The organism is Sphingopyxis selenitireducens (assembly GCF_051550705.1).
Classification (GTDB): Bacteria; Pseudomonadota; Alphaproteobacteria; order Sphingomonadales; family Sphingomonadaceae; genus Sphingopyxis.
The window spans coordinates 13,827-37,089 of record NZ_JBPULG010000004.1; the positions used below are offsets into that span (position 1 = coordinate 13,827).

Sequence of the window (23,263 nt, forward strand, 5' to 3'; positions counted from 1 at the left end):
GCGTGACCACCCCCGATATAGGAAGATTTGTTGCGATTGCGAGACGCCGGAGCGTCCGCGCAATTACCAGCGGTAGTGGCTGAAAGCGCGGTTCGCTTCGGCCATGCGGTGCGTGTCTTCGCGCTTCTTCACCGCGTTGCCGCGGTTGTTCGAGGCGTCGAGAAGCTCACCCGACAGGCGCGCGGCCATCGTGGTTTCGCTGCGGTTGCGCGCAGCGGTGATCAGCCAGCGAATCGCAAGCGCCTGTGCACGGTCCGGACGGACTTCGACGGGAACCTGATAGGTCGCACCGCCGACGCGGCGGCTGCGGACTTCGATGTTCGGGCGGATGTTCGCCAGCGCTTCGTGGAACACGCCAATGGGTTCCTTCTTCGCACGGGCTTCGACCGATTCAAGCGCACCGTAAACGATGCTTTCGGCGGTCGACTTCTTCCCGTCCAGCATGACGCTGTTCATGAATTTCGACAGCACCACATCACCGAAACGGGGATCGGGCAGGATTTCGCGGCGTTCTGGACGACGACGACGAGCCATAGGTAATTCCTTTTACAACAGCATCCCGGCGCATGAGCAGCCAGGGATGATCAAATAGCCGAAAAAGCGGTCCTTACTTCGGACGCTTCGCGCCGTACTTCGAACGGCTCTGCTTGCGGTCCTTCACGCCCTGCGTATCGAGCACGCCGCGCAGGACGTGGTAACGCACACCGGGAAGATCGCGGACACGACCGCCGCGGATCAGCACAACGCTGTGTTCCTGGAGGTTGTGGCCTTCGCCGGGGATGTAGGTGATGACTTCGCGCTGGTTGGTCAGGCGGACCTTCGCAACCTTACGGAGCGCCGAGTTCGGCTTTTTCGGGGTCGTCGTGTAGACACGGGTGCAAACGCCGCGCTTTTGCGGGTTTGCGTCCATCGCCGGGACCTTGGACTTCACCTTCTGCGGAGTCCGGCCCTTGCGGACCAGCTGGTTGATCGTGGGCATGAATGCTTCACCTTAAAATGTCCGCCCATTGGAGCGAACGGTTACTGTACCGCGGTGGATGAAGCATCGATCGGTCCCCCAAAAAATGGCGGAAAACGGGCGACCTTGTAACAGCAAAAGACCCCGGCAGATCGAAACTGATCTTCCGGAGGCTCCATCCGCGCCAGCAATGTTCAGCGCTGTTGTAACCGAAAGAGGCAGCAAACCGCCGCTTTCGACCGTGCGCGCCCCTAGCGGTGATTCCCCCGCCGGTCAAGGGGGAAGCAAGATTGTTGCGCCGTTCCGGCCGCGCTATCGGTCCATCATGTCCGACGTCCGCCACGCCAGCTTTGCGCCCCACGGCGCCCCCGATACGCAGTTGCTGATTCTGGGTAGCCTGCCCGGCGCCCGCTCGCTCGCCGAACAGCAATATTATGCGCATCCGACGAATCAGTTCTGGCGGTTGGTGGGAGACGTCATTGACCTACCGCTAGCGAAGCTCGATTACGCAGACCGGCTGGCCGCGCTGCAGGGCGCACGCATAGGCCTGTGGGACGTGATCCGTAGCGCGGAACGCCGGACCAGCAGCGATTCGCTGATCCGCGAGGTCGAAGCGCATGATCTCCCCGCGCTGGTTGCCACGCTTCCCGATCTTCGAATGATCGCGTTCAATGGCGGCACAGCCTCGACGATCGGACGGCGACAGCTGCCCGATCCCGGCGATATGACCCTGATCGATCTGCCTTCGAGCAGCGCAGCGAATACGATCGGGTTCGACGTGAAGGCGGCGCAGTGGCGTGCGCTCCGCGTGGCCCTTGGCAGAACCGGCTGAGCGGCGTTCCTTGCCGCCACGCCCGCCAGGCTTTATGCGCCCCGTCATGACGCCGCCGCTCGACCATATCGATTGCTGGATCTTCGATCTCGACAACACGCTCTATCCGCCGTCGGCGCGGATGTTCGACCTGATCGACGAGCGGATGGGCGGTTTCATCATGCGCCTGCTGAACTGCGACGCGGTCGAGGCGCGGCGGGTGCAGAAGCAATATTTCCACGACCACGGCACGACGATGGCGGGGCTGATGCGCCACCACGGCGTCGATCCCGAAACCTTCCTTGTCGACGTCCATGACGTCGCGATGGAGCGGCTGGTCCCCGACATGCGGCTGCGTGCGGGGCTCGAACGCCTGCCCGGGCGGCGGCTGATCTTTACCAACGCCGATGCCGATTATTCGGCGCGGGTGCTGGCGGCGCGGGGGATCGCCGACCTGTTCGACGGTATCTGCGACATTCGTGCGACGCGCTACACGCCCAAGCCCGACCCGGCCGCCTATACCGCGATGGTCGCGCACCAGAATGTCGATCCGGCGAAGAGCCTGTTTGTCGAGGATATGGCGCGCAACCTGACCCCGGCAAAAGCATTGGGAATGACCACCGTCTGGCTGGACAATGGCAGCGAAAGCGGCCATCGCGACCACCTGCCGGACCATGTCGATTTCCATGTGAACGACATATCGGACTGGCTCGATACATTACCGCAACCATTGGGGATTTTATGACCACCGACCTGCAATCGACGATCGAGGCCGCCTGGGACGCACGCGACACGCTGGGCCTGACCACACAAGGTCCGGTGCGCGACGCCGTGCAGACCGCGCTTGCCGGACTCGACGACGGCAGCTTTCGCGTTGCCGAGCGTGACGCCAGCGGCACGTGGCAGGTCAACCAGTGGCTGAAAAAGGCGGTGCTGCTGTCCTTCCGCCTCAACGACATGGAGATGATCGAAGGCGGTCCCGGCGGATCGCACTGGTGGGACAAGGTTCCGTCGAAATTCGCCGGCTGGGACGCAAACCGTTTTCGCGACGCGGGCTTCCGCGCGGTCCCCGGTTCGATCGTTCGCCGCGGCGCCCATATCAGCAAGGGCGCGGTGCTGATGCCGAGCTTCGTGAACATCGGCGCCTATGTCGGTGAAGGATCGATGGTCGATGCGTGGGCCACCGTCGGCAGCTGCGCGCAGATCGGCGCCAACGTCCATTTGTCGGGCGGCGCCGGAATCGGCGGCGTGCTCGAACCGTTGCAGGCCGGTCCCGTGATCATCGAGGACGGCGCCTTCATCGGCGCCCGCGCCGAGGTTGCCGAGGGCGTGATCGTTCGCGAGGGCGCGGTGTTGTCGATGGGGGTTTACCTCGGCGCATCGACCAAGATCGTCGATCGCGCGACGGGCGAAATCTTCATCGGCGAAGTCCCCGCTTACTCGGTCGTCGTTCCGGGTGCGATGCCGGGCAAGCCGCTGCCCGACGGCAGCCCTGGCCCATCGCTCTACTGCGCGGTGATCGTCAAGCGCGTCGACGCCAAGACCCGCGCGAAGACCGGGATCAACGAATTGCTGCGCGATTGAGGGAAGCATCCTCCCTGTCCATAGCGATGGGGAGGAGCTTTCCTGCCACTCGTCGAACGGCGCCGCCCGTTGGTAGACATCATATAACAAGATAATTATTCCGACCTATTCGCGATTTGGGGAGCTGCCTTCGGTTTCGATAGCGGTCGCGAGGGGAAATTATGTCGGCCGTTTTTCACGGGTCATCGCTGGTCCTATTGGCTTTGCTGTCTGCGGCGCCCGCCGACGCGCAGGACGTGACGGGCGACGCGCCGCCCGCAGTACCTGTGCCGGTCAATGGCGGCGAGCGTTACACCCCCGCAGACTTCGTGCGCTTTGCCCCGCGCACCGCGCTCGACATGGTCGAGAAAGTACCGGGCTTCTTGATCGTCACCGGTACCAATGGCGGCGAACGCGGGTTGGGCGCGGCCACTGAAAATATACTGATCAATGGCGAACGCATCGCCAATAAATCGACGGACGCTCGCACCGCGCTGGCCCGCATCACCGCAAGCGAAGTCGCCTATATCGATATCGTCGATGGCGCCGGGTTGAGCGTCCCGGGGCTGACGGGCCAGGTGGCGAACATCATACTGGTTGCGGGTGCCGGGGGCGGCGGATTCAAGACCACCATGCGCTGGCAACCCGAATGGCGACCACGGCTCGACGACAATTGGCTGAATGGAGAGATTTCGACGACCGGCAAGCTGGGCGGAACCCATGTGACGCTCAGCCTGAAGAATGAAGCGCGGCGTCAGGGCCATTGGGGCCCCGAACAGCGGTTCGACGGCAATGGCGAGCTGTTGTTCATACGCGACGAAATGGGTCGTTATAATGCCGACCAACCGCGGCTGTCGGTTGCGCTCGCGCGAACGGCCGCGAACGGCAACAAATGGAATTTCAACCTTGGCGGCCAGTCGATCAATCTCGACGAGCGGGTGGAGGGCACCTCGATCCAGCCCGGCGACGGGGCCGTCCGCGAGGCTTTTCGATTTACCGAAGAGGAGCGCAATTTCGACATTGGCGGCGACTATGAGCTGGGCTTCGGCAACGGCCGGCTCAAGCTGATCGGCCTCTATCGCTTCGAGCATAGTCCGGCGGTCGACAGCTTCATCGTCGACAAGGAAGTGGGCGGCCGCAGCGGCGAACGATTCAAACAGACCGCCGACGAAGGCGAATCGATCCTGCGCGGCGAATATAGCTGGCGCACCGCGGGCGGCACCGACTGGCAGGTCGCGCTCGAGGGCGCGTATAACAGCCTCGACGTCGACGCCGAATTTGCGCGGCTGCAACCCGATGGCAGTTTTCTGCCGATCGTCTTCGGCGGCGAAAAGACGAGAGTCGAGGAAAAGCGCGGCGAAGCTTCGCTGACCTGGGGCCGTGCGCTGGCCGGCAATCTGACGGCCCAGCTGAACCTTGGCGCCGAATATAGCGAGCTGACGTCCTCGGGTCCCGGCGGGCTGACGCGGCGCTTTGTCCGGCCGAAAGGCAAGCTGGCGCTGGCGTGGAAGGTCGGACCGAAAACGACGGTCAACTGGCATATCCAGCGCCGCGTCGACCAGCTCGACTTTTTCGATTTCGCGAGTTCGGTCGATGTCGCGAACAACAATGGCAATATCGGCAATGGCCAGCTGGTGCCCCCGATCGTGAACCGCACCGAACTGGAGCTGGTTCAGGATATGGGCCGCTGGGGCAATGCTTCGATCGCTTTTGCCTATGCCTATGCGCAGGATCTGGTCGATCAGATTCCGCTGTCGCCGACGACCGAAGGCCGCGGCAATTTGCCTCCGGCGCATCTTTTTCGCATCAGTTCCAAGGCGACCGTGCTGCTCGACCCGCTGGGCTGGAAGGGCGCGCGGATCAACAGCGACGTCACCTGGCGCCGCAACCGCGTGCGCGATCCGCTGACCGACCTGTGGCGCGACCAGAGCGAAGGACAGGAATATGTCGTGGATATCAACCTGCGCCATGACATTCCCGGCAGCAATCTGGCATGGGGCACGGGCTATTTCGACGAGCGCTATAGTCCGAACGTCAGGCTGAACGCGATCGAGCATGAATATACCGGCGGTGCATTCGTCACCGCCTTCATCGAGCACAAGAATGTCGCGGGCTTCACGGTCAAGGCGTCATACCGCAACCTCGCGAACCAGCGCGAAGGCTTTGACCGTACCGTCTTCGTCGACCGGCGCGACGGCCCGGTCGCGTTCAGCGAAAGCCGCCAGCGCCGTTTTGCCCGGTACTTCCAGCTGACGGTGACCGGGACGATCTAGCCCTCAACGCTCGCTGAGATAATAGCGCTCGCCCGCGGTCAGATCGGCGGCGAGGTCATAGACGATCGGCTGGCCCGTCGGGATTTCGAGCCCGGTGATGTCGGCGTCCGAAATGCCCGAAAGATGCTTGACCAGCGCGCGCAGGCTGTTGCCATGCGCCGAGATCAGCACCGTCTTGCCGGCGGCGAGCTGCGGAACGATCGCGCTCTCATAATAGGGCAGGACGCGCTCGATCGTGTCCTTGAGACTCTCGGCCGACGGAATCGCGATGCCGGCATAGCGGGGGTCGGTCGACAGATCCCACGGCGAACCGGCGTCGAGCGGCGGCGGCGGAATGTCGAAGCTGCGGCGCCAGATCTTGACCTGATCGTCGCCATGCTTCGCCGCGGTCTCGGCCTTGTCGAGCCCTGTGAGGCCACCATAATGACGTTCATTCAGGCGCCAGTCCTTCGTCACCGGCAGCCACAAACGCCCCATCGCCTCGAGCGCGAGGTTGAGCGTCTTGATCGCGCGCGACTGGACCGAGGTGAAGCAGGTATCGGGGGTGATCCCCTTGGCCTTCATGAGTTCGCCCGCCGCCCATGCCTCGGCCGCGCCCTTTTCGGTGACATCGACGTCCCACCAGCCGGTGAAGCGATTTTCGAGGTTCCACTGCGACTGGCCGTGCCGGATGAGGATGAGCTGGGGCATATTTTGTCCTTTTCGCATTGCGCCGCGTGGATGATTCGCCGCCCCATAGCGCGGCAGGGGCGACAGGGCCACTGCCCCCTTGAAAAGCCATGCCCGCTTCCCAGATTCCGGTCATCCGGTCGCCGCCAAGGGGCCGGGTGGAGGCGCGGCCGGCAGGGCCCGTCCCATGTTTCGCTTTGAGAAGGAAGCCATGACCCATGCGTAACAGTTTCGACTGGACCCCCTATCGCCGTTCGACCGTCGGTTTCGACCGCCTGTTCGATTTCCTCGAGACGAGCGGTTCGGGTGCCGAAAATTATCCGCCCTTCGACATCGAAAAGATCGCCGACGATCATTTCCGCATCACTGTCGCGGTCGCCGGATTCAAGAGCGACGAGATCGACATCACCGCGCAGCAGAATATGCTGCTCGTCAGCGGCCGCAAGACGCCGGCGGGCGAAGGTGAGGGGCGCCAATTGCTCTATAGCGGCATCGCGACCCGCGCGTTCGAACGCCGCTTCCAGCTCGCCGATTTCGTGCGGGTGAGCGCCGCCGACCTCGCCGACGGCCTGCTGACCATCGACCTGGTGCGCGAAGTGCCCGAGGCGATGAAGCCGCACAAGATCGCGATCGGCGGCAGCGCTCCGACGCTGGTCGAAAAGGCCGCCTGACGACAAGCTGCGCCCGAAAGGGCCTGACGAGCGGGGTCCGGAGTCCCTTCCGGGCCCCGTTTGTGCGTCTAGAGCGGCCGCGTCATGAATCGGCTGAACGGATCGGGTTCGTAATCCGCAAAGGGCGCGCAATCTTCGAAACCATAGCGCCGGTACAGCGCCAGCGCAGGTTCGAACGCTGCGCCCGATCCGGTTTCGAGGCTGAGCCGTTCGAGACCGCGGCCACGCCCTTCGGCGAGGATATGTTCGAGCATCCGCGCCGCGACACCCTGCCGCAAAAAGCCATCGGCAGTGCGCATCGACTTGATTTCGCCATGCCCGCTGCCAAGCATCTTGAGCGCTCCGCACCCCGCCAGTTCGCCGTCGAGGTGGATCGACCAAAAGGTCACGTCGGGCGCGTTCAATCCCTCGAAATCCAGGAAATGACAGCTTTCCGCCGGCGAGTTCGCCAGCATCCCGGCGAAATGTACCTCGAGCAAAGCGCGGATCGGGGCGCCCGACAGATCATCTTCGACAATCCGCCAATCCGCCCCGGCCGGCATCACAGCATGCGGTCCAGCGTATCGAGGCACGCATGCGCGAGCAGCTTCGACCGCTCGGGCGACCAGCCTTGGGCCGGGTCGGGCAGGTCGCGATTGTCCTTGAACGGCATTTCCAGCGTCATCGCCACCGCACCGAAACGTTCGGCGACCTGCGTCGTCGACATCGTCAGATTGGCCTGCCCCGGCGCCGTTTCAACATAGCCGAGCTCGGTCTGGAAATCGGGGGTGCCCGCGGCCAGCGCAGTTTCAAACGCTTTGTATTTTTCCATCTGCCCGGGCTTCAGCGACGGAATGCCTTCGAAGCCCGCGATGAAGACGGCGGGAATTGCTTCGTCGCCATGGACGTCCATCGCCCAGTCGACTCCGCTTTCGTCCATCGCATTGCGGACGGCGAGCACTTCAGGACTGCGTTCGGGGGTCGGATTGTCCCATTCGCGGTTGAGGTTCACCCCGGCAAAATTGGTGCGCAAATGACCGCGGCAAGAGCCGTCGGGATTCATGTTCGGGACGATGTGAAAACGGCATTTCTGGCGCAGCGAGCGCGCGTGCGGATTGGCGGGGTCGGTGAGCATTTCGAGCGCGCCTTCCATCCACCATTCGGCCATGCTTTCGCCCGGATGCTGGCGGGCATAGAGCCAGACCTGCGTGTCACCGGTGCCCATTTCGAGGCAGTCGATCGGCTGACCCTCGATGCTGGTGCCGAGACGGCGATAGGTCACGCCGTCGCATTCGGCGACCGATGCGACCAGGTCGTGGTGCCGCTCCATCGAATAGGGCGCGAAATAGGCGAGGTAGAGGATCGGGCTTTCAGCGGTGTGGCGGACGGTCAGCGTGCCGCCGTCGGCCTTGGCATCATAGCTGGTGTCGAGCCGGAACCAATATTCGCGGTCATAGCTCGCGCATGCGGCATAATCCGCCCAGCCGCCCGGAAAGGCCGAGGCCTCCAGCCCGTTGATCGACAGCTCCAGCGCGTCGCCGACCGCGCAGGAAACGCGGAAGTGGAACCACTGGAAGAAGTCGGATTCGCGATCCTTGCGGATGGACAGGCGCGCGGATGTGCCGTCGATGCTGTCCACGACGATATTGCCGCTGTCGAAGGCGGCGTTGATGGTGATGGTCATGGGACCGTAATAGTGCGTCCCGATTCGCCGGGGAAGTCCTTGAATAGCGCTTCGGCCAATTTCGCCGCGGCGAGCGACGGCTGCGCAGCGGGCGCCTTGGCGGCTACCGCGGTCAGCGCACGGCCTTCCCACAGCGCCTGACCGGTCGCGGCATCGTCGATCCGCACCGAAAGCTGTAAATCCTGCTTCGGCTTTGGGCCGCCGCCGAGGTTGATCCCGATGCCGAGTCCAACCCCCGAACCATAGCTGCCCGTCGATCCGCCAACGCCGACCGATACCGGCGACCGTTTTCCGGGGGCGGCGCGTTCGGCGCGATCGAAGCCGATGCGGACCTTCAGCGGCGCGCGCGCACCATCGGGTGCGGCGACCAGCCCCTGCAGTTGCAGCTGGCGTTCGACGGCGGTGCGATAGCTGTTCCATTCGAGCGACGGCTGCCAGCCATCGGCTGCCGCAGCCGCATTTCCGAGCGGAGCGACATCGACGGTATAGCGCGTGCCCGAAGCCCAGCCGGCGACGGCATTGGCATGGAAGCGAGTGACTTCGACCGGCGGCACGGCAGTCGCGCAACCGCCGAGGGCGAGCGACGCTGCGACGAGCAGCGTGGCGGGGAAATGACGCATCATCCCCGCATCATGCGCCACAATAAATGGCTTGGCAATGAACGGGACACCGCAAGGCGCCCCGCATCACTCCCGTTCAGCGATAGAAGATATGGTTGTCGATCTGCGCAACGCGCGTCTTGCGCCAACCCGGCGAGACATAGCGTGCGTGGAAGAACAGCGCGCCCGGGGCGTGATTCTTCCAGCTGCCGTCGCGCGCGATCTGGGCGATCGCGATCGCGTTATTCCACTGACCGCCATTTCGCACCGCGGGCATCTTGCCGCCGCGCACGAAGCTGAACTGGCTTTTCTGATGGACCACGCCGCACAGGCTGGTCGGAAAGCGACCCGACTTGGCGCGATTGAGGACGACATGCGCCACCGCAAGTTGGCCGACGAGCGATTCGCCGCGCGATTCGAAATAGACCGCACCGGCGAGGCAACGCAGTTCCGGGTCGAGTTTGGCTGGGCGGACGGTTTCGGCGACGAGTTCGGCGAGCGATTCGGCCGTCAAGGGAGCCGGCTTGGGCTCGACCTCGGTCTCCGTCTCGGCGGCAGGCTTTGTTTCGACCGTGCTTTCGCCGCCGGTCAATTCATCCCCGGTCAGCAAATCCTGATCGGATGCGGCCGGCGCATCCGCGCCCGGCAGGGTGATAAGGGGAATATGGGCGCTGGCACCCAGATCATTGGCGAAACCGGGTTCCGCCAGAAACAGCATGGAGGCGGCAGTCATGCCGACAGCAGCCACGCTGGCTACGTTCAAAATGCGACTCATATTGTCCGTCAAAAGGGCGGCTGATGAACCGAAACCCAAGAACAGGCGGGGGGCTATGGCCCAATTTCGCCTGCGGTCATCATCCGACTGCGTGTCCGAACCGTTTGGCCGGGTCTTTTCGGACAAGCCGATAAACCCGCAGAACGACCTACGCGTGAAATATGGGGCGCACCTATTGTGCACCGCAACAGAGTCAAGTTAACGCGGCCCACTCCGCGACGAGTCGTGGCGCATCTGCGATATCCAGTTCGACGATCCACAGATCAGGATCGGCCGCGCGCCGCCGATTCTGATAGTTAGTGCGTGATTCATCATCATCGGGGTCGTCGGGACCGACAGCTTCCCAGATATGATGCCCGTCGGCCGAAAAGCGGCGTTCGAGCAACGGTCCGGGCCGGCCGCGATCGCTGCACTGGATGAGAATCGTTCCCGAATGTTCATCGCCTTTGGAAAGTACGGCGGCAAAGCCGCCCGCAGCCTGGGTCTGGCGCAGAATCAGGTCGACAAGGAAGCGGCTGGTCAGCCGTGCCATAGCTGCTCGCAGCAGCCGGCCGCGTCAGGCCGCGTCACGTGCCTCGGTATCGACGAGCAGGGCGTAGAGCGCTTCGTCATTCTTCGCACCACGCAGTCGCTCGGCGATCGCTTCGTTGCGCAGCATGCGCGACACGCCAGCCAGTGCCTTCAGATGATCGGCGCCGGCATCGAGCGGTGAGAGCAGGACGAAAAGCAGATCGACCGGAAGTCCATCGACCGCGTTGAAATCGATCGGCCGCGCAAGTTGCAGGAACAGGCCGCGGACGCCAGTCAGGTCGGCCATCTTGGCGTGGGGCAGGGCGATACCGCGACCAAAACCGGTCGAACCCAGCCGCTCGCGTTCGAGCAGCGCTTCGCTGACTTCGCCTGCATCAAGGCCGAGCGAACGGCTGGCAAGATCGCCGACAAAGGGGAAAAGCGCCTTTTTGGAATCGAGCTGAACATGCGCGCGCACGGTCGCCGGATAAAGAAGGGAAGATAGGTTCATCGCTCTGGTCAAATCTGTGTAGCCGCCGAACAACGTGTCCGACTGTTTCAATGGCAGTTGATCGCGGATCGATCGTACCGGGGCCACGCCACCCGGCACAGGGCCGTGTTGGGCGCGGCCCTTATGCCGGTTGGCGGAAAAAATCCAGCCTTATTGCGGTTCGACCCAGCCGATCGTGCCATCGCGGCGGCGATAGACCATATTGTGACTGCCCGTCTTGCTGTTGACGAACAGCAGCGCGTTGGTGTTGCGCAGATCGAGCATCATCACCGCATCGGAGACGCTGCTGCTCGGGATATCGACGCGCGTTTCGGCGATAATCGCCGGCGCATCGCCCGCATCATCTTCCTCATTGCCGCTATCGAACACGATGTAGCTGGCATTGTCCTGGATTTCCTCGACCGACGGAGAAGGCTGTCCGTTGGTGTGACGATCCTTCAATCGTCGCATATAGCGTCGAAGCTGTTTTTCGATTCGCTCCGCCGCGCCTTCGAAGGCGACATGGGCGTCCTGCGCCTGTCCGTGCCCCTTGAGCACCAGCCCCTGCATCACATGCGCCACAATATCGCATTGAAAACTGTCGTGCGGCCCTTTTCCAAATGTCGCATGCGCCCCGATGGCGCGAGAGAAATATTTGCCGGCAATCGCGTTCATCCGGTCCGACACATGCGCCTGAAGCGCTTCGCCGGTTTCGATCTGGTGGCCAGAGACGCGGATTTCCATTATTCTTCTCCTTCAGTGCCTCGAAGACGGCGGCCTAAACCCCCGTCACGGACTATCGTCCCACAATGGTTGATTCAGTGCGGCAACGAATTGCGTGTGACGCGCGATCTCGGCCGGACTCGCAGCGTGCGGTCGCGGTTCCCGAAATGCGCGGGTCTGAACCGCAGGCCGGGCGAGATCGCTTGCAGGCGAAGCCGCGGCCAGACCCGGGGTTGCGGCAAGTCCAAGCCCGATCTGCCGTCCGCCGGTCATTTCAATATAGAGATGCGCGAGCAGTTCGGCATCGAGCAGCGCGCCATGCTTCACACGGTGACTGCGATCGATGCCATAGCGCACGCACAGCGCATCGAGATTATGCTTTGCACCCGGATGCAGCTTGCGCGCCATTTGCACCGTACAGCACATACGCGCCATATCGAGCGCCGGCCGGCCGGCCCGCGCGAGTTCGGCATTCACGAAGCCGAAATCGAACACGGCATTGTGCGCGACCAGCGGCGCGTCGCCGAGGAACTCGATCAGTTCGTCGACGCGAGTCGCGAAAAGCGGCTTGTCCGACAGGAAGTGGATCGACAGCCCGTGCACCGCTTCGGCCGCGGCGGGCATGTCGCGTTCGGGATTGAAATAGGCGTGGAAAGTGACCCCTGTCTCGCGGCGGTCGATCAGCTCGACGCACCCGATTTCGACCAGTCTGTCCCCGGCTTTGGGATCGAAACCCGTGGTTTCGGTATCGAAAATAATCTCACGCATCGAAGCTATAATCTGGACCCTATCGGGCGCGGAAACAAGAGGCGATCGCCCTTATCTGTCGATGCGTCGCGCTTTTCGGTCGCCCCGTTTCGATAATGAAATCAGCGCGAGCGCGCTTCACGCGGTCGGGGACCTGCAGTCGGCGAATCGCCTTGAGCTTCGCCGCCGTCATGCCGGGGCGGCGCATGACGCGCTTGCGCTGCATCCACGCCGGCGCCGAGACGACGGCGATCGCGCCGACCTTTCGCCACCCACCCTTTTCGAACAGCAGCGGGATGTCGAGCACCACAACGTCTCGCGCGCGGTGACGCATCAGGAATCGCCGCTGCGCCTTCGCCACCGCCGGATGCACAATGGCTTCGAGCGCGGCCAGTTCATGGGTGTTGCCGAGCACGAGTGGGCCCAGTTTCTGCCGGTCGACCCCTCCCGGCCCCGTAGTCCCCGGAAAGCGGGCTTCGATCGCAGCGACCAGCGCGCCGCCGGGGCCCTGCAGCCGATGAACTTCGGCGTCGGCATCGAACACCGGTACGCCTTCGCGTTCGAACATCGCGGCCGCGGTCGACTTTCCCATGCCGATCGACCCGGTGAGGCCGATCAGGAACGGCCGGCGCAGTCGCGAACCGGGGCGCGGGCGATGGGTCATGCGGTCAGCAGCGCGCGCAATTCCTCGTCGCGGCCTTCGGGCGGCGCGGCGCCGAAGAAGAGTTCGAAAGCGAGCGCGGCCTGGCCGATCAGCATGTCGAGCCCGTCGACGGTGTCGAGCCCACGCGCCTCGGCAGCGCGCAGCAGCCCCGTTTCGAGCGGAGAGTAGACAAGGTCATAGACGATCGCGTCATCGGGCAGCGGCGACAGGTCGAGTTCGAGCGGGGGCTGGCCCTTCATGCCAAGGCTGCTCGCATTGACGAGCAAAGCGGCAGGCGGAAGCCTGGCCTCAAGCGCGAGCACCTCGCCCTTGAGGCCGAAGGTGGCGAGCAGACCCATCGCCTTCAGCGGGCTGCGATTGAGGATAGTGACCGGACCAACGTTGGCCCGGGCGAGCGCGAACAGCACCGCGCGCGATGCGCCGCCGGCACCGACGACGACGACCGGCGCGCCTTCAAGATCGAGTTCGGCGAGCGGCGAATAAAATCCGGCCGCATCGGTGTTGGTGCCGATCAGCGACCCGTCCTTTTGCCGGACGATGGTATTCATCGCGCCGATCGTGCCGCGAATATCGCCCGGATCGTCGACCAGATCCATCACCGCGGCCTTGTGCGGCATGGTGACATTGCAGCCGCGCCAGTCAGAATCCCCACGGCGCCCTTCGACATAGGTGACAAGATCGTCCGGCTTCACATGACAGCGGCGATAGTCGGCGGCGATGCCGAGCGCGTCGAGCCAGAAACCGTGGATCAGCGGCGATTTCGATTGCGCGATCGGATCGCCGATCACCTCGGCATAGGGGACGCCGGTCATGAGGGTGCCAATCCGGTCGCGCGGAGCCAGTTGAGCAAGGGCAGCATCGGCATGCCGATGATGGTCCAGGGATCGCCCTCGACCCGTTCGAACAATTGCACGCCCGCCCCCTCAATCTCGTAACAGCCGACGGTCCAGCGGATGCTGTCCCAATGGCGCGCCACATAGTCGGCGATAAAGCCATCCGACAAGGGCCGCATCCACAGCCTGGCCTCGCCGATCGCACGCCACACCGGCGCCCCGTCGCGCGCGGCGACCACCGCGCTGAACAGACGGTGGCGCTGCCCCGCCATGCGCGCAAGCTGCGCCGCCGCCTCTTCGGGGGTCTCCGGCTTGGTCAGCATCGCGCCGTCGTCGAGCGCCAGCGTCGAATCGGCACCAAGCACGGTAACGCCGGGCAACCGCGACGAAATCTTGATCGCTTTTGCTTCGGCGAGCGCGTCGGCGATGTTGCGCGCGCTCTGTCCCTCTGCCGCGAGCGACGCGGTGAGCGCCTCTTCATCGACATGCGCCGCGGTGGTTTCGAATTCGAGCCCGGCGGCGCGGAGCATCGCGGCGCGGCCGCTGCTTTGCGAGGCGAGGAGCAGGGTCATCCGGCGCTCCGGTCTTCGACCAGCTTGATCACGGCGGCCGCGGTTTCCTCGATCGAGCGGCGCGTCACGTCGATCACCGGCCAGCTGTTGTCGGCGAACATCCGCCGCGCATAGGCGAGCTCGGCCTTTACCGTTTCATCGTCGACATAGGCGGTTTCAGGCGCCTGATTAAGCGAGAGCAGCCGGTTGCGGCGCACCTGCACCAGCCGGTCGAGCCCGGTCGTGAGCCCGACGACCATCGGGCGCTTCAATGTAAATAATGCGGCCGGTGGCGGTGATTCGGGAACGATCGGGATGTTCGCGGTCTTGAAGCCGCGATTGGCAAGATAGATGCTCGTCGGTGTTTTGGAGGTGCGCGACACGCCCGCGAGGACGATGTCGGCCTGTTCCCAATTTTCCCAGCCAATACCGTCATCGTGCGCGACAGTGAACTGGATTGCCTCGACCCGCGCGAAATAGGCGGCATCGAGTTGGTGCTGGCGCCCGGGCCGCGCCTTGGCTTCCTGCCCGAGCATCCGCGACAGCGCGTCTGTTACAGCATCGAGCGCGGGAACGAGCGGCAGGTCGAGCGCCCCGGCACGGCGTTCGAGGCTGGCGCGCAATTCGCCGCTGACAAGAGTGAACAGGATCATCCCGGGGCTCGCCTGCACCTCAGCCATGATCCGGTCGAGGTGCGATTCCGAACGCACCATGGGCCAGAAATGGCGCACCACTTCGACGTCGTCGAACTGCGCAATCGCCGCCTTGGCGATATTCTCGAGCGTCTCGCCCGTGGAATCGGATATGAGGTGAAGGTGGAGCCGGCCCATGGCCTCACCATGGCGTGGCACAGACGAAAAAGGCAAGCGCCGAAGCGTTTCAAGCCCCTGTGGATAAGTTTTGCATAAGCGCGGGGACGATTCGGGGAGGGACGATTCATCCCCGGCGCTGCCGATTCCGCTCTGTCGGTTATCCACACGGGATTAAACTTATCCACAGGGTGTGGATTAGGGGCAAAAGCATTTGCGACTCTCTGGCGAAGATCGCCGTCGCCAGAGTCAAGCTGTTGGCAAAGACGGCGCCGGTGCCTAAAGCCAAGCTTATCCAACCACCAACAAACCACCACCATCTTAATCAATTTATTATGGATGAAAGAAAGAGAGTCCGCGCGATGACGCGATCGAAGAGTCTGTTAGCGACCTTGCGCGGGGTGAAGCAGGAACGGCCCGCGCTGTGGCTGATGCGCCAGGCGGGACGCTATCTTCCCGAATATCGCGCCCTTCGCGAGACCAAGGGTGGATTCCTCGAGCTTTGCTATGATCCCGAGGCTGCCGCCGAGGTAACGCTTCAGCCGATCCGTCGCTTCGGCTTCGACGGCGCGATCCTGTTTTCGGACATATTGGTCATCCCGCACGCGCTGGGTCAGAATCTGTGGTTCGAGGCGGGCGAAGGGCCGCGGCTTGCGCCCCCGCTCGTCGATAGCGCGCTGACGGCGCTTGAAGCCGCCACCCAGCGGCTCGACCCCATCTATGCGACCGTTGCCCGCGTCGCGGGTGCTCTGCCTCCTGAAACAAGCTTTCTGGGCTTTGCAGGAAGTCCCTGGACGGTCGCGACCTATATGGTTGCGGGGCAGGGGTCTAAGGACCAGGCTGCGACCCGGCGCATGGCGTTCGGCGACCCGGCGGCATTCCAGGCGATCATCGACGCGATCATCGACCTTTCGGTCACCTATTTGTCAGGACAGATCGAAAATGGTGTCGAGGTCGTGCAATTGTTCGACAGCTGGGCCGGGAGCCTGAGTCCGGCACAATTCGAAAAATGGGTGATCGCGCCCAACGCGGAAATCGTTACGCGGCTGAAGGCACTGCATCCCGACACGCCGATCATCGGCTTTCCCAAAGGCGCCGGTGGCAAGCTCCCCGCCTATGCCCGCGAAACCGGGGTCGACGGGCTCGGGCTCGACGAAACGGTCGATCCCGTTTGGGCCGATCAGGTTCTGCCGGCGCATCTGCCCGTGCAGGGCAATCTGGACCCGCTCGCGCTCGTTGCGGGGGGCGAAGCGCTCGACAATGCGATCGACCGTATCCTTGCGGCTTTCCCCACCCGCCCCCATATCTTCAATCTTGGCCATGGAATCGTGCCTGACACGCCGATCGCCCATGTCGAACATCTGATCAAACGCGTGCGCGGCGAATAGGCGGGGCAATGGGCGGATTAGCGGACTGGGCAGGATTTCTGGGGGCCACCATGTTGTGGATCAAAGCGGCGCACATCATCTTCGTCATCTTTCTGATGGCGGGTCTGTTCATGATGCCGCGCTTTTTCATCTACCACAGCCAATGTGCGGTCGGATCCGACGAGGATAAAAAGTGGATCGAGCGCGAAGACCGGCTGCGCCGCATCATCCTCAATCCGTCGCTGATCATCGTCTGGATTTTCGGGCTGCTGCTCGCCTTCAACGGAAATTACTGGGGCGAAGGCTGGTTCATCGCCAAATTCCTGCTCGTTCTCGGCCTGTCGGGCTATCATGGCTGGATGATCGGGCATTTCAAGAAACTGCAGCGCGGCGAGCGTCCGATGACCGAAAAGCGGCTTCGGTTGATCAATGAGGTTCCCGGGATCGCCGCGGCAATCATAGTGATTTTGGTGGTGGTGCGTCCCTGATCCGGCACAGGCCGAAAAAATCCCCGATCGACGCAGCCCGATTGACTTGAAACCGGCCCGGTTCTAGGGGCCGATCAACCCCGTTTCGTGCGGGCGGTGCGTCACGCGCGCCGAATCTATCAAAACGGTCGTCCCCCGACCGGATAGGCACCCCTCGTGGTGCGGCCAAAAGAGACTATTTTCTCCAGAATTTCTTACACTTGGAATCCATCCATGCATCTTAAAGAACTCAAAACCAAATCGCCCGCCCAGCTCGTTGAAATGGCTGAGGAATTGGGGGTCGAAGGCGCCTCGACACTGCGTAAGCAGGATCTGATGTTCTCGATCCTCAAGGTTCTCGCCGAAGAGGGTGAGGAAATCATCGGTTCGGGCACGATCGAAGTGCTTCCCGACTCGTTCGGCTTCCTGCGTTCGTCGGAGGCCAATTATCTGGCCGGTCCCGATGATATCTATGTCTCGCCGAACCAGGTCCGCAAATTCGGTCTGCGCACCGGCGATACGGTCGAGGGCGAGATCCGCGCACCGCGCGACGGCGAACGTTATTTTGCGCTGACCAAGCTGATCAGTGTCAATTTCGATGACCCCGATGTCGTCCGCCACCGCGTCAATTTCGACAACCTTACCCCGCTCTATCCGAACCAGAAGCTGTCGCTCGACACGATCGACCCGACGGTCAAGGACAAGTCGGCACGCGTCATCGATCTCGTCAGCCCGCAGGGCAAGGGCCAGCGTGCGCTGATCGTTGCGCCGCCGCGCACGGGTAAGACGGTGCTGCTGCAGAATATCGCCAAGGCGATCACCGACAATCACCCTGAAGTCTATCTGATCGTCCTCCTCGTCGACGAACGTCCCGAGGAAGTCACCGACATGCAGCGCAGCGTGAAGGGCGAGGTTGTATCCTCGACCTTCGACGAACCCGCAACGCGCCACGTCCAGGTTGCCGAAATGGTAATCGAAAAGGCCAAGCGCCTCGTCGAGCACAAGAAGGATGTCGTCATCCTGCTCGACTCGATCACGCGTCTCGGCCGCGCTTACAACACCGTTGTCCCGTCGTCGGGCAAGGTGCTGACCGGTGGTGTCGACGCCAATGCCCTGCAGCGCCCGAAGCGCTTCTTCGGCGCGGCGCGCAATATCGAGGAAGGCGGTTCGCTGTCGATCATCGCCACCGCGCTGATCGATACGGGCAGCCGTATGGACGAGGTCATCTTCGAAGAATTCAAGGGCACCGGTAACTCGGAAATCGTCCTCGATCGCAAGGTCGCCGACAAGCGTATCTTCCCCAGCCTCGACGTCGGCAAGTCGGGCACCCGTAAGGAAGAATTGCTCGTCGAAAAGGACAAGCTCAGCAAAATGTGGGTGCTGCGCCGCATCCTCATGCAGATGGGAACCATCGACGCGATGGAATTCCTGCTCGACAAGATCAAGGATTCGAAGACCAACGAGGACTTCTTCGATTCCATGAACCAGTAAACCGCTGCCTATGGCCGTGATCGAACATGCGCTGCTTCCTGTCCGTGCGGGCAGTGAAGCGGCGTTCGAGGCGGCGGTGCAGACCGCACGGCCCCTGATCGAGGCATCGCCGGGTTTCCTCTCGCTGGAAATCCGCCGCCCGGTCGAATCCGGTAACCCCTATTTGCTGCTGGCAGCGTGGCGATCGGTCGCAGACCATCGCGACGGTTTCCGCATGTCGGACCGCTATCAGCAGTGGCGGGCGTTGCTCCATCACTTTTATGACCCTATGCCAGAGGTCAGCTATTTCGGAGAGCCGTTGTGATACTCGAATTTTTGACTCAGGCGGCTGTGCACGCCGGTGGATTTGGCGGTCCTGCCGGAATGTGGGATGCGATCGTCAATGATTTCTCGAACATCACCGAGCCTGCGGCTCTGGCGGCGTTCGTTCAGGTGTTGATGATCGACATCGTGCTTGCAGGCGACAATGCGATCGTCGTCGGCGCGCTCGCCGCGGGTCTGCCCGCCGATCAGCGCCGCAAGGTGATCATGATTGGCGTTCTCGCCGCGCTGGTACTGCGCATCGCTTTCGCCCTCGTCGTGACCCAGCTGATGCAGATCGTCGGGCTGATCTTCATCGGCGGTTTGCTGCTGATCTGGGTGGCATGGAAAATGTGGCGCGAGCTGCGTGAAGGCGCGCATTCGGCTGGTTCGCCGGAAGTTGAAGGCGACGAGCATTCGGGCCTGAAGCCCGCGAAAAGCTTTGCCGCTGCCGCCTGGGCGGTCGCCATCGCCGACGTCAGCATGAGCCTCGATAACGTCCTCGCGGTCGCTGGTGCGGCGCGCGACCATCCCGGCATCATGATCGTCGGGCTGGTCTTCGCAGTCGCTCTGATGGGCGTCGCAGCGAATATTATCGCCAAATATATCGAGCGTTATCGCTGGATCGCCTATTTCGGCCTCGCCGTGATCGTCTATGTTGCGGTCAAGATGATCTACGAAGGCTGGATCGACCCCGCCGTCGGGATGGGCACCTTGTTCGGCTGATTGTTCCGCTGCTCGATAATGAAAAGGCCAGTCCCGCGAGGGGCTGGCTTTTTTCTTGCCCGCTCCCCATCTGACAAACATGGCCCAGCTTCACATGACCCGCGTTGCCGTCGGCTGCGCCGACTATCCCGCGTTGGCAGCACGGATCGCCGAACGGAGCGAGGGCGGGGAATTCCGCATTACAACCAGGATGCGGCCAAAGCGCGCCGACGAGCTGATCGGCGGAGGGCTCTATTTCAACGTCCGCCACACGCTCGTCGCGCGGATCAAGATATTGCGCTTCGAAGATCGCGACGACGGCCGGCTCGATATCGTCTGCGTTGGGGTGCTTGAGCGGGTACATCCGCAGCCGAGGCGCGCGCATCAGGGGTGGCGTTATCTGACCGATGCCGACGCGCCGAAAGTCGCGGACGATGCGAGCGGGATCGCGAGCCTGCCTCCCGAGCTCTATCGCGAGCTGGCCGGGTTGATGCTGATCTAACAGGCCGCGCGGAAGCTGTCGGCGCGTGCCATCGCCCAATAGCGCGCGCCGGCGACCGAAGCGGGGTCATCGAGTAGCACCCCGCGTTCATAGAAATTATAAATGCGGTCGATCGAATCCGATCGCGCCGAATTCAGGCGTTCGTGCAGATGATGCGGCCGGATCTGCCACGGATTGTCGAGCCCCATCGCGCAGCTGATGTCCCAGAGCGCCGATACCGTCGCGGCCTGAAAGCGGCGGACGCGTTCGGCTTTATCCTCGACGACGAGGCCACGCTGGCGTCCCGGATCCTGCGTTGCGATTCCCGTCGGGCATTGATCGGTGTGACAGCGTAGCGACTGGACGCAGCCGAGGCTGAACATGAAGGCGCGCGCGGCGTTGGACCAGTCGGCGCCGAGCGCGCAATTGACCGCAAGCCCCGCGCCGGAATGAACTTTGCCCGATGCGGCAAGGCGTATTTCTTCCTTGAGCCCGCAGCCGACGAGCGCGTTGCGTACAAAGATCAGCCCCTCGCGCAGCGGCATGCCGACGCGGTTCGAAAATTCGATCGGCGCAGCCCCTGTGCCGCCTTCGGCGCCATCAACGACGATAAAATCGATACGGACACCCGTCTCGATCATCGCCTTCATGACGGCATAAATTTCGTGCGGCTGGCCAACGCAGAGCTTGATTCCGACGGGTTTTCCACCCGACAATTCGCGCAACCTTGCGGCCCATTGGATCATCTCGATCGGGGTCGAAAAGGCCGAATGAGCAGCGGGCGAGATGCAATCCTGCCCTTGGGGCACACCGCGGGTCGCGGCGATTTCCGCGCTGACCTTTGCCCCGGGAAGGACGCCGCCGTGCCCGGGTTTGGCGCCCTGGCTCAGTTTGATCTCGATCATTTTGACTCGATCATCCCCGGCGCGTTCGCGGAAGCGGTCGGGATCGAAGCGACCGGCGCTATCGCGGCAACCGAAATAGCCGCTCCCAAGCTCCCACACGATGTCGCCGCCATGGACGCCATGATAGGGGCTGAAGCCGCCCTCACCGGTGTCGTGATAGAAATTGCCGAGGCGCGCGCCGAGATTGAGCGCTTCGATCGCATTCGCGCCGAGCGAACCAAAGCTCATCGCTGAAATATTGAGAAGTGCCGCGTCATAGGGGCGCGAGCATTGGTCTGTGCCGACCCTCACTCGCTGGGTCCGGTCGCTTTCGACCGCCGGTGCGATGCTGTGGCTCATCCATTCATATTCGTCCGAATAGACGTCGAGTTCGGTCCCGAACGGGTGGCTGTCGAGTTCACCCTTGGCGCGGGCATAGACGATGTCGCGCTCGGCACGCGCGAAGGGGCGGCCATCGAGCGGGCTTTCGACGACATAGGCATAGAGAAAGGGGCGGAGCGCCTCGAAAAGCCAGCGGATGCGGGCGATGAGCGGGAAGTTGCGGCGCAGGCTGTGGTGCCGCTGTGTGGCGTCATAAATGGCGACCAGGAGCAACGGCATCCACAGCAAGAGGGTCCAGCGCGCGGGAGGCCACCAGCCCGTGAGCGCCATCGCGGCGATCAGAACGGGAAAGGCGATCCAGCCGCGCATCGGGCTAATGATGCATCATCGCGTTTGCGCCGCGAGCATTTCGCCCATCTTCTCCCAGACCTTGTTGATCGCCTTGAGCGGGCGAACCATCACTTTGAAATCGCTTATCTTTCCTTGTTCATTCCAGCGGATGATATCGACGCCATTGATCTGGATACCGTCCAGTTCGGTCTGGAATTCCAGCATCGCCTGGTCGCCGTCGACGATCTCGCGCAAGTAGCGAAAATCGTCACCGCCGAGGACATGGCTCGCTGCGTGGAGATAAGCGAAGACCTTGTCGCGCCCTTCCTGCGGCGTGTGGACGACCGGCGAATGGAAGACCGCATCCTCGGCAAGCAGCGCCTTCAGCGCCTCCGGGTGGTCGCCGCCCGCCATATAGGCATGCCAGGCTGCGACCCCGGAGCGCGCGGTCATGCGAGATGCTCGGCAAAGAAGGCGCGGGTGCGGCCGTCGGCGAGCTGCGCGCCATCTTCATTGCGGCGATTGCCCATCGTCGCGGCGAAACCGTGGTCGAGCCCCTGATAATCGTGGATCGTCACCTTGGGGTGGGCGTCCAGCCCTTCGTGGATCACCTTTTGCGCCGCATGGTCGACCAGATGGTCTTCGGTCGGGATGTGGAGCATCAGCGGATGCGCGATCGCGTGGCTTTCGTTCAGCATCTGGTCGATCATCACGCCATAATAGCCAACTGATGCGTGAACATCGGTGCGCGCTGCGGCCATATAGGCGAGGCGGCCACCGAGGCAGAAGCCGACGCAGCCGACCTTGACCGCGCCTTCAGCATGGAGCCAGCGGATCGCGGCTTCGATGTCCTTCACCCCATAGTCAGCGTCATATTGGCCGAAATAACCAAAGGCTTCCTGCAATTCGGCCTCGACATCGGGGTTGAGTTCGACCCCGGGAGCAAAGCGCCAGAAAATATCGGGCGCGATCGCCAGATAGCCTTCGGCCGCCCAGTCGTCGCATTTCTTGCGGATGCCGGCGTTCACGCCAAAAATTTCGGGAATGACAATAATTGCGCGCGGCGAATCTGCGTCGGGACGCGCGACATAGGCGGGGATGCTGCCTTCGCCGTCGAGCGCGGGGATGGTGGTGTTGGTTGGTGAGGTTTCAGACATGTGGGGAGCTCTCCTGACTCTTGCTTATTGGTGATGAAAGCGCGAAGCTAGCTGGCATGGCGGTGCGGCTCAAGCACGCGCTTCATGGTTTTTTCGGGGTGCGGGAGACAGGCGATGAAATTCAATATCGAAGTGGACTGCACTCCCGAAGAGGCGCGGCGGCTGTTCGGCCTGCCCGACCTCGAACCCCTCCATGATATCTATCTCGACCGCGTCAAGGAATTGATGGCAAAGGGAATTACGCCTGAGATGGTGCAGTCGATGGTCAAGACCTGGATGCCGATGGGCGAAAGCGGGCTGGGCCTTGTCCAGTCGCTGCTCGGCCAGTTCGGCGGAGGTCTGATGGGCGGTGCGGGCAAGCCTGCCGATGGTGATGATGACAAGCCCACGCGGGGAGGCAAAAGCTGAACCAGGACAATGTAAACGACAC

Annotated in this window: 30 protein-coding genes; 12 read left to right on the forward strand and 18 right to left on the reverse strand. The window is 62.9% G+C overall.

The features are described from left to right. Nucleotides 1-63: 63 nt before the first annotated feature. On the reverse strand, nt 64-534 hold the full coding sequence (rpsG, locus tag ACSYDV_RS13365; protein WP_438324317.1) for a 30S ribosomal protein S7: 471 nt from the start codon (nt 532-534) through the stop codon (nt 64-66). Between the two features lie 73 nt (nt 535-607). Next, the gene (gene rpsL / locus ACSYDV_RS13370) at nt 608-979 is read right to left on the reverse strand and encodes a 30S ribosomal protein S12 (RefSeq protein ID WP_037515637.1); all 372 of its coding nucleotides are present in this window, start codon (nt 977-979) and stop codon (nt 608-610) included. 304 nt (nt 980-1,283) lie between these two features. Between rpsL and ACSYDV_RS13375 the strand changes: the two genes are divergently transcribed. The 4 genes from ACSYDV_RS13375 to ACSYDV_RS13390 all read left to right on the forward strand — a co-directional run bounded on the left by ACSYDV_RS13375 (nt 1,284) and on the right by ACSYDV_RS13390 (nt 5,605). Continuing rightward, a complete protein-coding gene (locus tag ACSYDV_RS13375) occupies nt 1,284-1,790 on the forward strand; it encodes a DNA-deoxyinosine glycosylase (RefSeq protein WP_438324318.1) in 507 nt (168 codons plus the stop codon). A 46-nt stretch (nt 1,791-1,836) separates the two neighbouring features. After that, nucleotides 1,837-2,514 (forward strand): pyrimidine 5'-nucleotidase, encoded by a 678-nt coding sequence (locus ACSYDV_RS13380; protein ID WP_438324319.1) that lies wholly within the window; start codon nt 1,837-1,839, stop codon nt 2,512-2,514. Then, the gene (dapD, locus tag ACSYDV_RS13385) at nt 2,511-3,353 is read left to right on the forward strand and encodes a 2,3,4,5-tetrahydropyridine-2,6-dicarboxylate N-succinyltransferase (protein ID WP_438324320.1); all 843 of its coding nucleotides are present in this window, start codon (nt 2,511-2,513) and stop codon (nt 3,351-3,353) included. The genes ACSYDV_RS13380 and dapD overlap by 4 nt, the downstream gene beginning before the upstream one ends. Nucleotides 3,354-3,514: 161 nt before the next feature. Continuing rightward, on the forward strand, nt 3,515-5,605 hold the full coding sequence (locus tag ACSYDV_RS13390) for a TonB-dependent receptor (protein ID WP_438324321.1): 2,091 nt from the start codon (nt 3,515-3,517) through the stop codon (nt 5,603-5,605). A 3-nt stretch (nt 5,606-5,608) separates the two neighbouring features. Here the strand turns inward: ACSYDV_RS13390 and gpmA are convergent, their stop codons facing one another. Then, complete coding sequence (gene gpmA / locus ACSYDV_RS13395) at nt 5,609-6,295, reverse strand: 2,3-diphosphoglycerate-dependent phosphoglycerate mutase (protein ID WP_438324322.1); 687 nt, start codon at nt 6,293-6,295, stop codon at nt 5,609-5,611. Nucleotides 6,296-6,492: 197 nt separating this feature from the next. Between gpmA and ACSYDV_RS13400 the strand changes: the two genes are divergently transcribed. Further along, nucleotides 6,493-6,945, forward strand: coding sequence for an Hsp20 family protein (locus ACSYDV_RS13400; protein ID WP_438324323.1), 453 nt, complete (start codon nt 6,493-6,495; stop codon nt 6,943-6,945). 68 nt (nt 6,946-7,013) lie between these two features. On the opposite strand, the gene ACSYDV_RS13405 is transcribed toward ACSYDV_RS13400, so the two are convergent. The 12 genes from ACSYDV_RS13405 to ACSYDV_RS13460 form a co-directional block, all read right to left on the reverse strand. Further along, the gene (locus tag ACSYDV_RS13405) at nt 7,014-7,487 is read right to left on the reverse strand and encodes a GNAT family N-acetyltransferase (RefSeq protein ID WP_438324324.1); all 474 of its coding nucleotides are present in this window, start codon (nt 7,485-7,487) and stop codon (nt 7,014-7,016) included. Beyond that, complete coding sequence (locus ACSYDV_RS13410; protein WP_438324325.1) at nt 7,487-8,608, reverse strand: M14 family metallopeptidase; 1,122 nt, start codon at nt 8,606-8,608, stop codon at nt 7,487-7,489. Before ACSYDV_RS13410 ends, ACSYDV_RS13405 begins: the two co-directional genes overlap by 1 nt. Continuing rightward, the gene (locus ACSYDV_RS13415; protein WP_438324326.1) at nt 8,605-9,231 is read right to left on the reverse strand and encodes a DUF4136 domain-containing protein; all 627 of its coding nucleotides are present in this window, start codon (nt 9,229-9,231) and stop codon (nt 8,605-8,607) included. Before ACSYDV_RS13415 ends, ACSYDV_RS13410 begins: the two co-directional genes overlap by 4 nt. Nucleotides 9,232-9,304: 73 nt before the next feature. Further along, nucleotides 9,305-9,940: a cell wall hydrolase gene (locus ACSYDV_RS13420; RefSeq protein WP_438324327.1), complete on the reverse strand. Its 636-nt coding sequence runs from the start codon at nt 9,938-9,940 to the stop codon at nt 9,305-9,307. Between the two features lie 235 nt (nt 9,941-10,175). Then, nucleotides 10,176-10,514 (reverse strand): DUF1491 family protein, encoded by a 339-nt coding sequence (locus ACSYDV_RS13425; protein WP_438324328.1) that lies wholly within the window; start codon nt 10,512-10,514, stop codon nt 10,176-10,178. A gap of 24 nt (nt 10,515-10,538) precedes the next feature. Continuing rightward, entirely contained in the window at nt 10,539-11,003 is a 465-nt protein-coding gene (locus tag ACSYDV_RS13430; RefSeq protein WP_088473723.1) for a PTS sugar transporter subunit IIA, read from the reverse strand. A 150-nt stretch (nt 11,004-11,153) separates the two neighbouring features. Continuing rightward, on the reverse strand, nt 11,154-11,726 hold the full coding sequence (hpf, locus tag ACSYDV_RS13435; RefSeq protein WP_438324329.1) for a ribosome hibernation-promoting factor, HPF/YfiA family: 573 nt from the start codon (nt 11,724-11,726) through the stop codon (nt 11,154-11,156). A 45-nt stretch (nt 11,727-11,771) separates the two neighbouring features. Further along, complete coding sequence (gene dnaQ, locus ACSYDV_RS13440) at nt 11,772-12,473, reverse strand: DNA polymerase III subunit epsilon (protein ID WP_438324330.1); 702 nt, start codon at nt 12,471-12,473, stop codon at nt 11,772-11,774. Nucleotides 12,474-12,492: 19 nt separating this feature from the next. Further along, nucleotides 12,493-13,116 (reverse strand): dephospho-CoA kinase, encoded by a 624-nt coding sequence (coaE, locus tag ACSYDV_RS13445; protein ID WP_438324331.1) that lies wholly within the window; start codon nt 13,114-13,116, stop codon nt 12,493-12,495. After that, nucleotides 13,113-13,928: a shikimate dehydrogenase gene (aroE, locus tag ACSYDV_RS13450; protein WP_438324332.1), complete on the reverse strand. Its 816-nt coding sequence runs from the start codon at nt 13,926-13,928 to the stop codon at nt 13,113-13,115. The genes coaE and aroE overlap by 4 nt, the downstream gene beginning before the upstream one ends. After that, a complete protein-coding gene (locus ACSYDV_RS13455; protein ID WP_438324333.1) occupies nt 13,925-14,521 on the reverse strand; it encodes a Maf family protein in 597 nt (198 codons plus the stop codon). Before ACSYDV_RS13455 ends, aroE begins: the two co-directional genes overlap by 4 nt. Further along, complete coding sequence (locus ACSYDV_RS13460) at nt 14,518-15,330, reverse strand: pyruvate, water dikinase regulatory protein (RefSeq protein ID WP_088473621.1); 813 nt, start codon at nt 15,328-15,330, stop codon at nt 14,518-14,520. Before ACSYDV_RS13460 ends, ACSYDV_RS13455 begins: the two co-directional genes overlap by 4 nt. A gap of 341 nt (nt 15,331-15,671) precedes the next feature. On the opposite strand from ACSYDV_RS13460, the gene hemE reads away from it, so the two are divergent. The 6 genes from hemE to ACSYDV_RS13490 all read left to right on the forward strand — a co-directional run bounded on the left by hemE (nt 15,672) and on the right by ACSYDV_RS13490 (nt 20,141). Next, nucleotides 15,672-16,697 (forward strand): uroporphyrinogen decarboxylase, encoded by a 1,026-nt coding sequence (gene hemE, locus ACSYDV_RS13465; protein WP_438324334.1) that lies wholly within the window; start codon nt 15,672-15,674, stop codon nt 16,695-16,697. A gap of 50 nt (nt 16,698-16,747) precedes the next feature. Beyond that, entirely contained in the window at nt 16,748-17,164 is a 417-nt protein-coding gene (locus tag ACSYDV_RS13470) for a CopD family protein (protein ID WP_438324335.1), read from the forward strand. Nucleotides 17,165-17,377: 213 nt separating this feature from the next. Next, entirely contained in the window at nt 17,378-18,634 is a 1,257-nt protein-coding gene (gene rho / locus ACSYDV_RS13475) for a transcription termination factor Rho (protein WP_438324336.1), read from the forward strand. 10 nt (nt 18,635-18,644) lie between these two features. After that, nucleotides 18,645-18,938 (forward strand): antibiotic biosynthesis monooxygenase family protein, encoded by a 294-nt coding sequence (locus tag ACSYDV_RS13480; RefSeq protein ID WP_438324337.1) that lies wholly within the window; start codon nt 18,645-18,647, stop codon nt 18,936-18,938. Nucleotides 18,939-18,997: 59 nt separating this feature from the next. Next, the gene (locus ACSYDV_RS13485; RefSeq protein ID WP_438324794.1) at nt 18,998-19,660 is read left to right on the forward strand and encodes a TerC family protein; all 663 of its coding nucleotides are present in this window, start codon (nt 18,998-19,000) and stop codon (nt 19,658-19,660) included. Nucleotides 19,661-19,754: 94 nt separating this feature from the next. Then, a complete protein-coding gene (locus tag ACSYDV_RS13490) occupies nt 19,755-20,141 on the forward strand; it encodes a DUF1489 family protein (RefSeq protein WP_438324338.1) in 387 nt (128 codons plus the stop codon). Here the strand turns inward: ACSYDV_RS13490 and ACSYDV_RS13495 are convergent. The 3 genes from ACSYDV_RS13495 to ACSYDV_RS13505 are packed head-to-tail and all read right to left on the reverse strand — an operon-like array spanning nt 20,138 to nt 22,833. Then, the gene (locus tag ACSYDV_RS13495) at nt 20,138-21,715 is read right to left on the reverse strand and encodes an FMN-binding glutamate synthase family protein (RefSeq protein WP_438324339.1); all 1,578 of its coding nucleotides are present in this window, start codon (nt 21,713-21,715) and stop codon (nt 20,138-20,140) included. The two genes, ACSYDV_RS13490 and ACSYDV_RS13495, sit on opposite strands and share 4 nt — an antisense overlap. 15 nt (nt 21,716-21,730) lie before the next feature. Beyond that, nucleotides 21,731-22,129: a nuclear transport factor 2 family protein gene (locus ACSYDV_RS13500; protein WP_438324340.1), complete on the reverse strand. Its 399-nt coding sequence runs from the start codon at nt 22,127-22,129 to the stop codon at nt 21,731-21,733. Beyond that, nucleotides 22,126-22,833: a dienelactone hydrolase family protein gene (locus ACSYDV_RS13505; protein ID WP_438324341.1), complete on the reverse strand. Its 708-nt coding sequence runs from the start codon at nt 22,831-22,833 to the stop codon at nt 22,126-22,128. The genes ACSYDV_RS13500 and ACSYDV_RS13505 overlap by 4 nt, the downstream gene beginning before the upstream one ends. A gap of 114 nt (nt 22,834-22,947) precedes the next feature. Between ACSYDV_RS13505 and ACSYDV_RS13510 the strand changes: the two genes are divergently transcribed. Continuing rightward, a complete protein-coding gene (locus tag ACSYDV_RS13510; protein ID WP_438324342.1) occupies nt 22,948-23,241 on the forward strand; it encodes a DUF6489 family protein in 294 nt (97 codons plus the stop codon). Nucleotides 23,242-23,263: the final 22 nt, after the last annotated feature.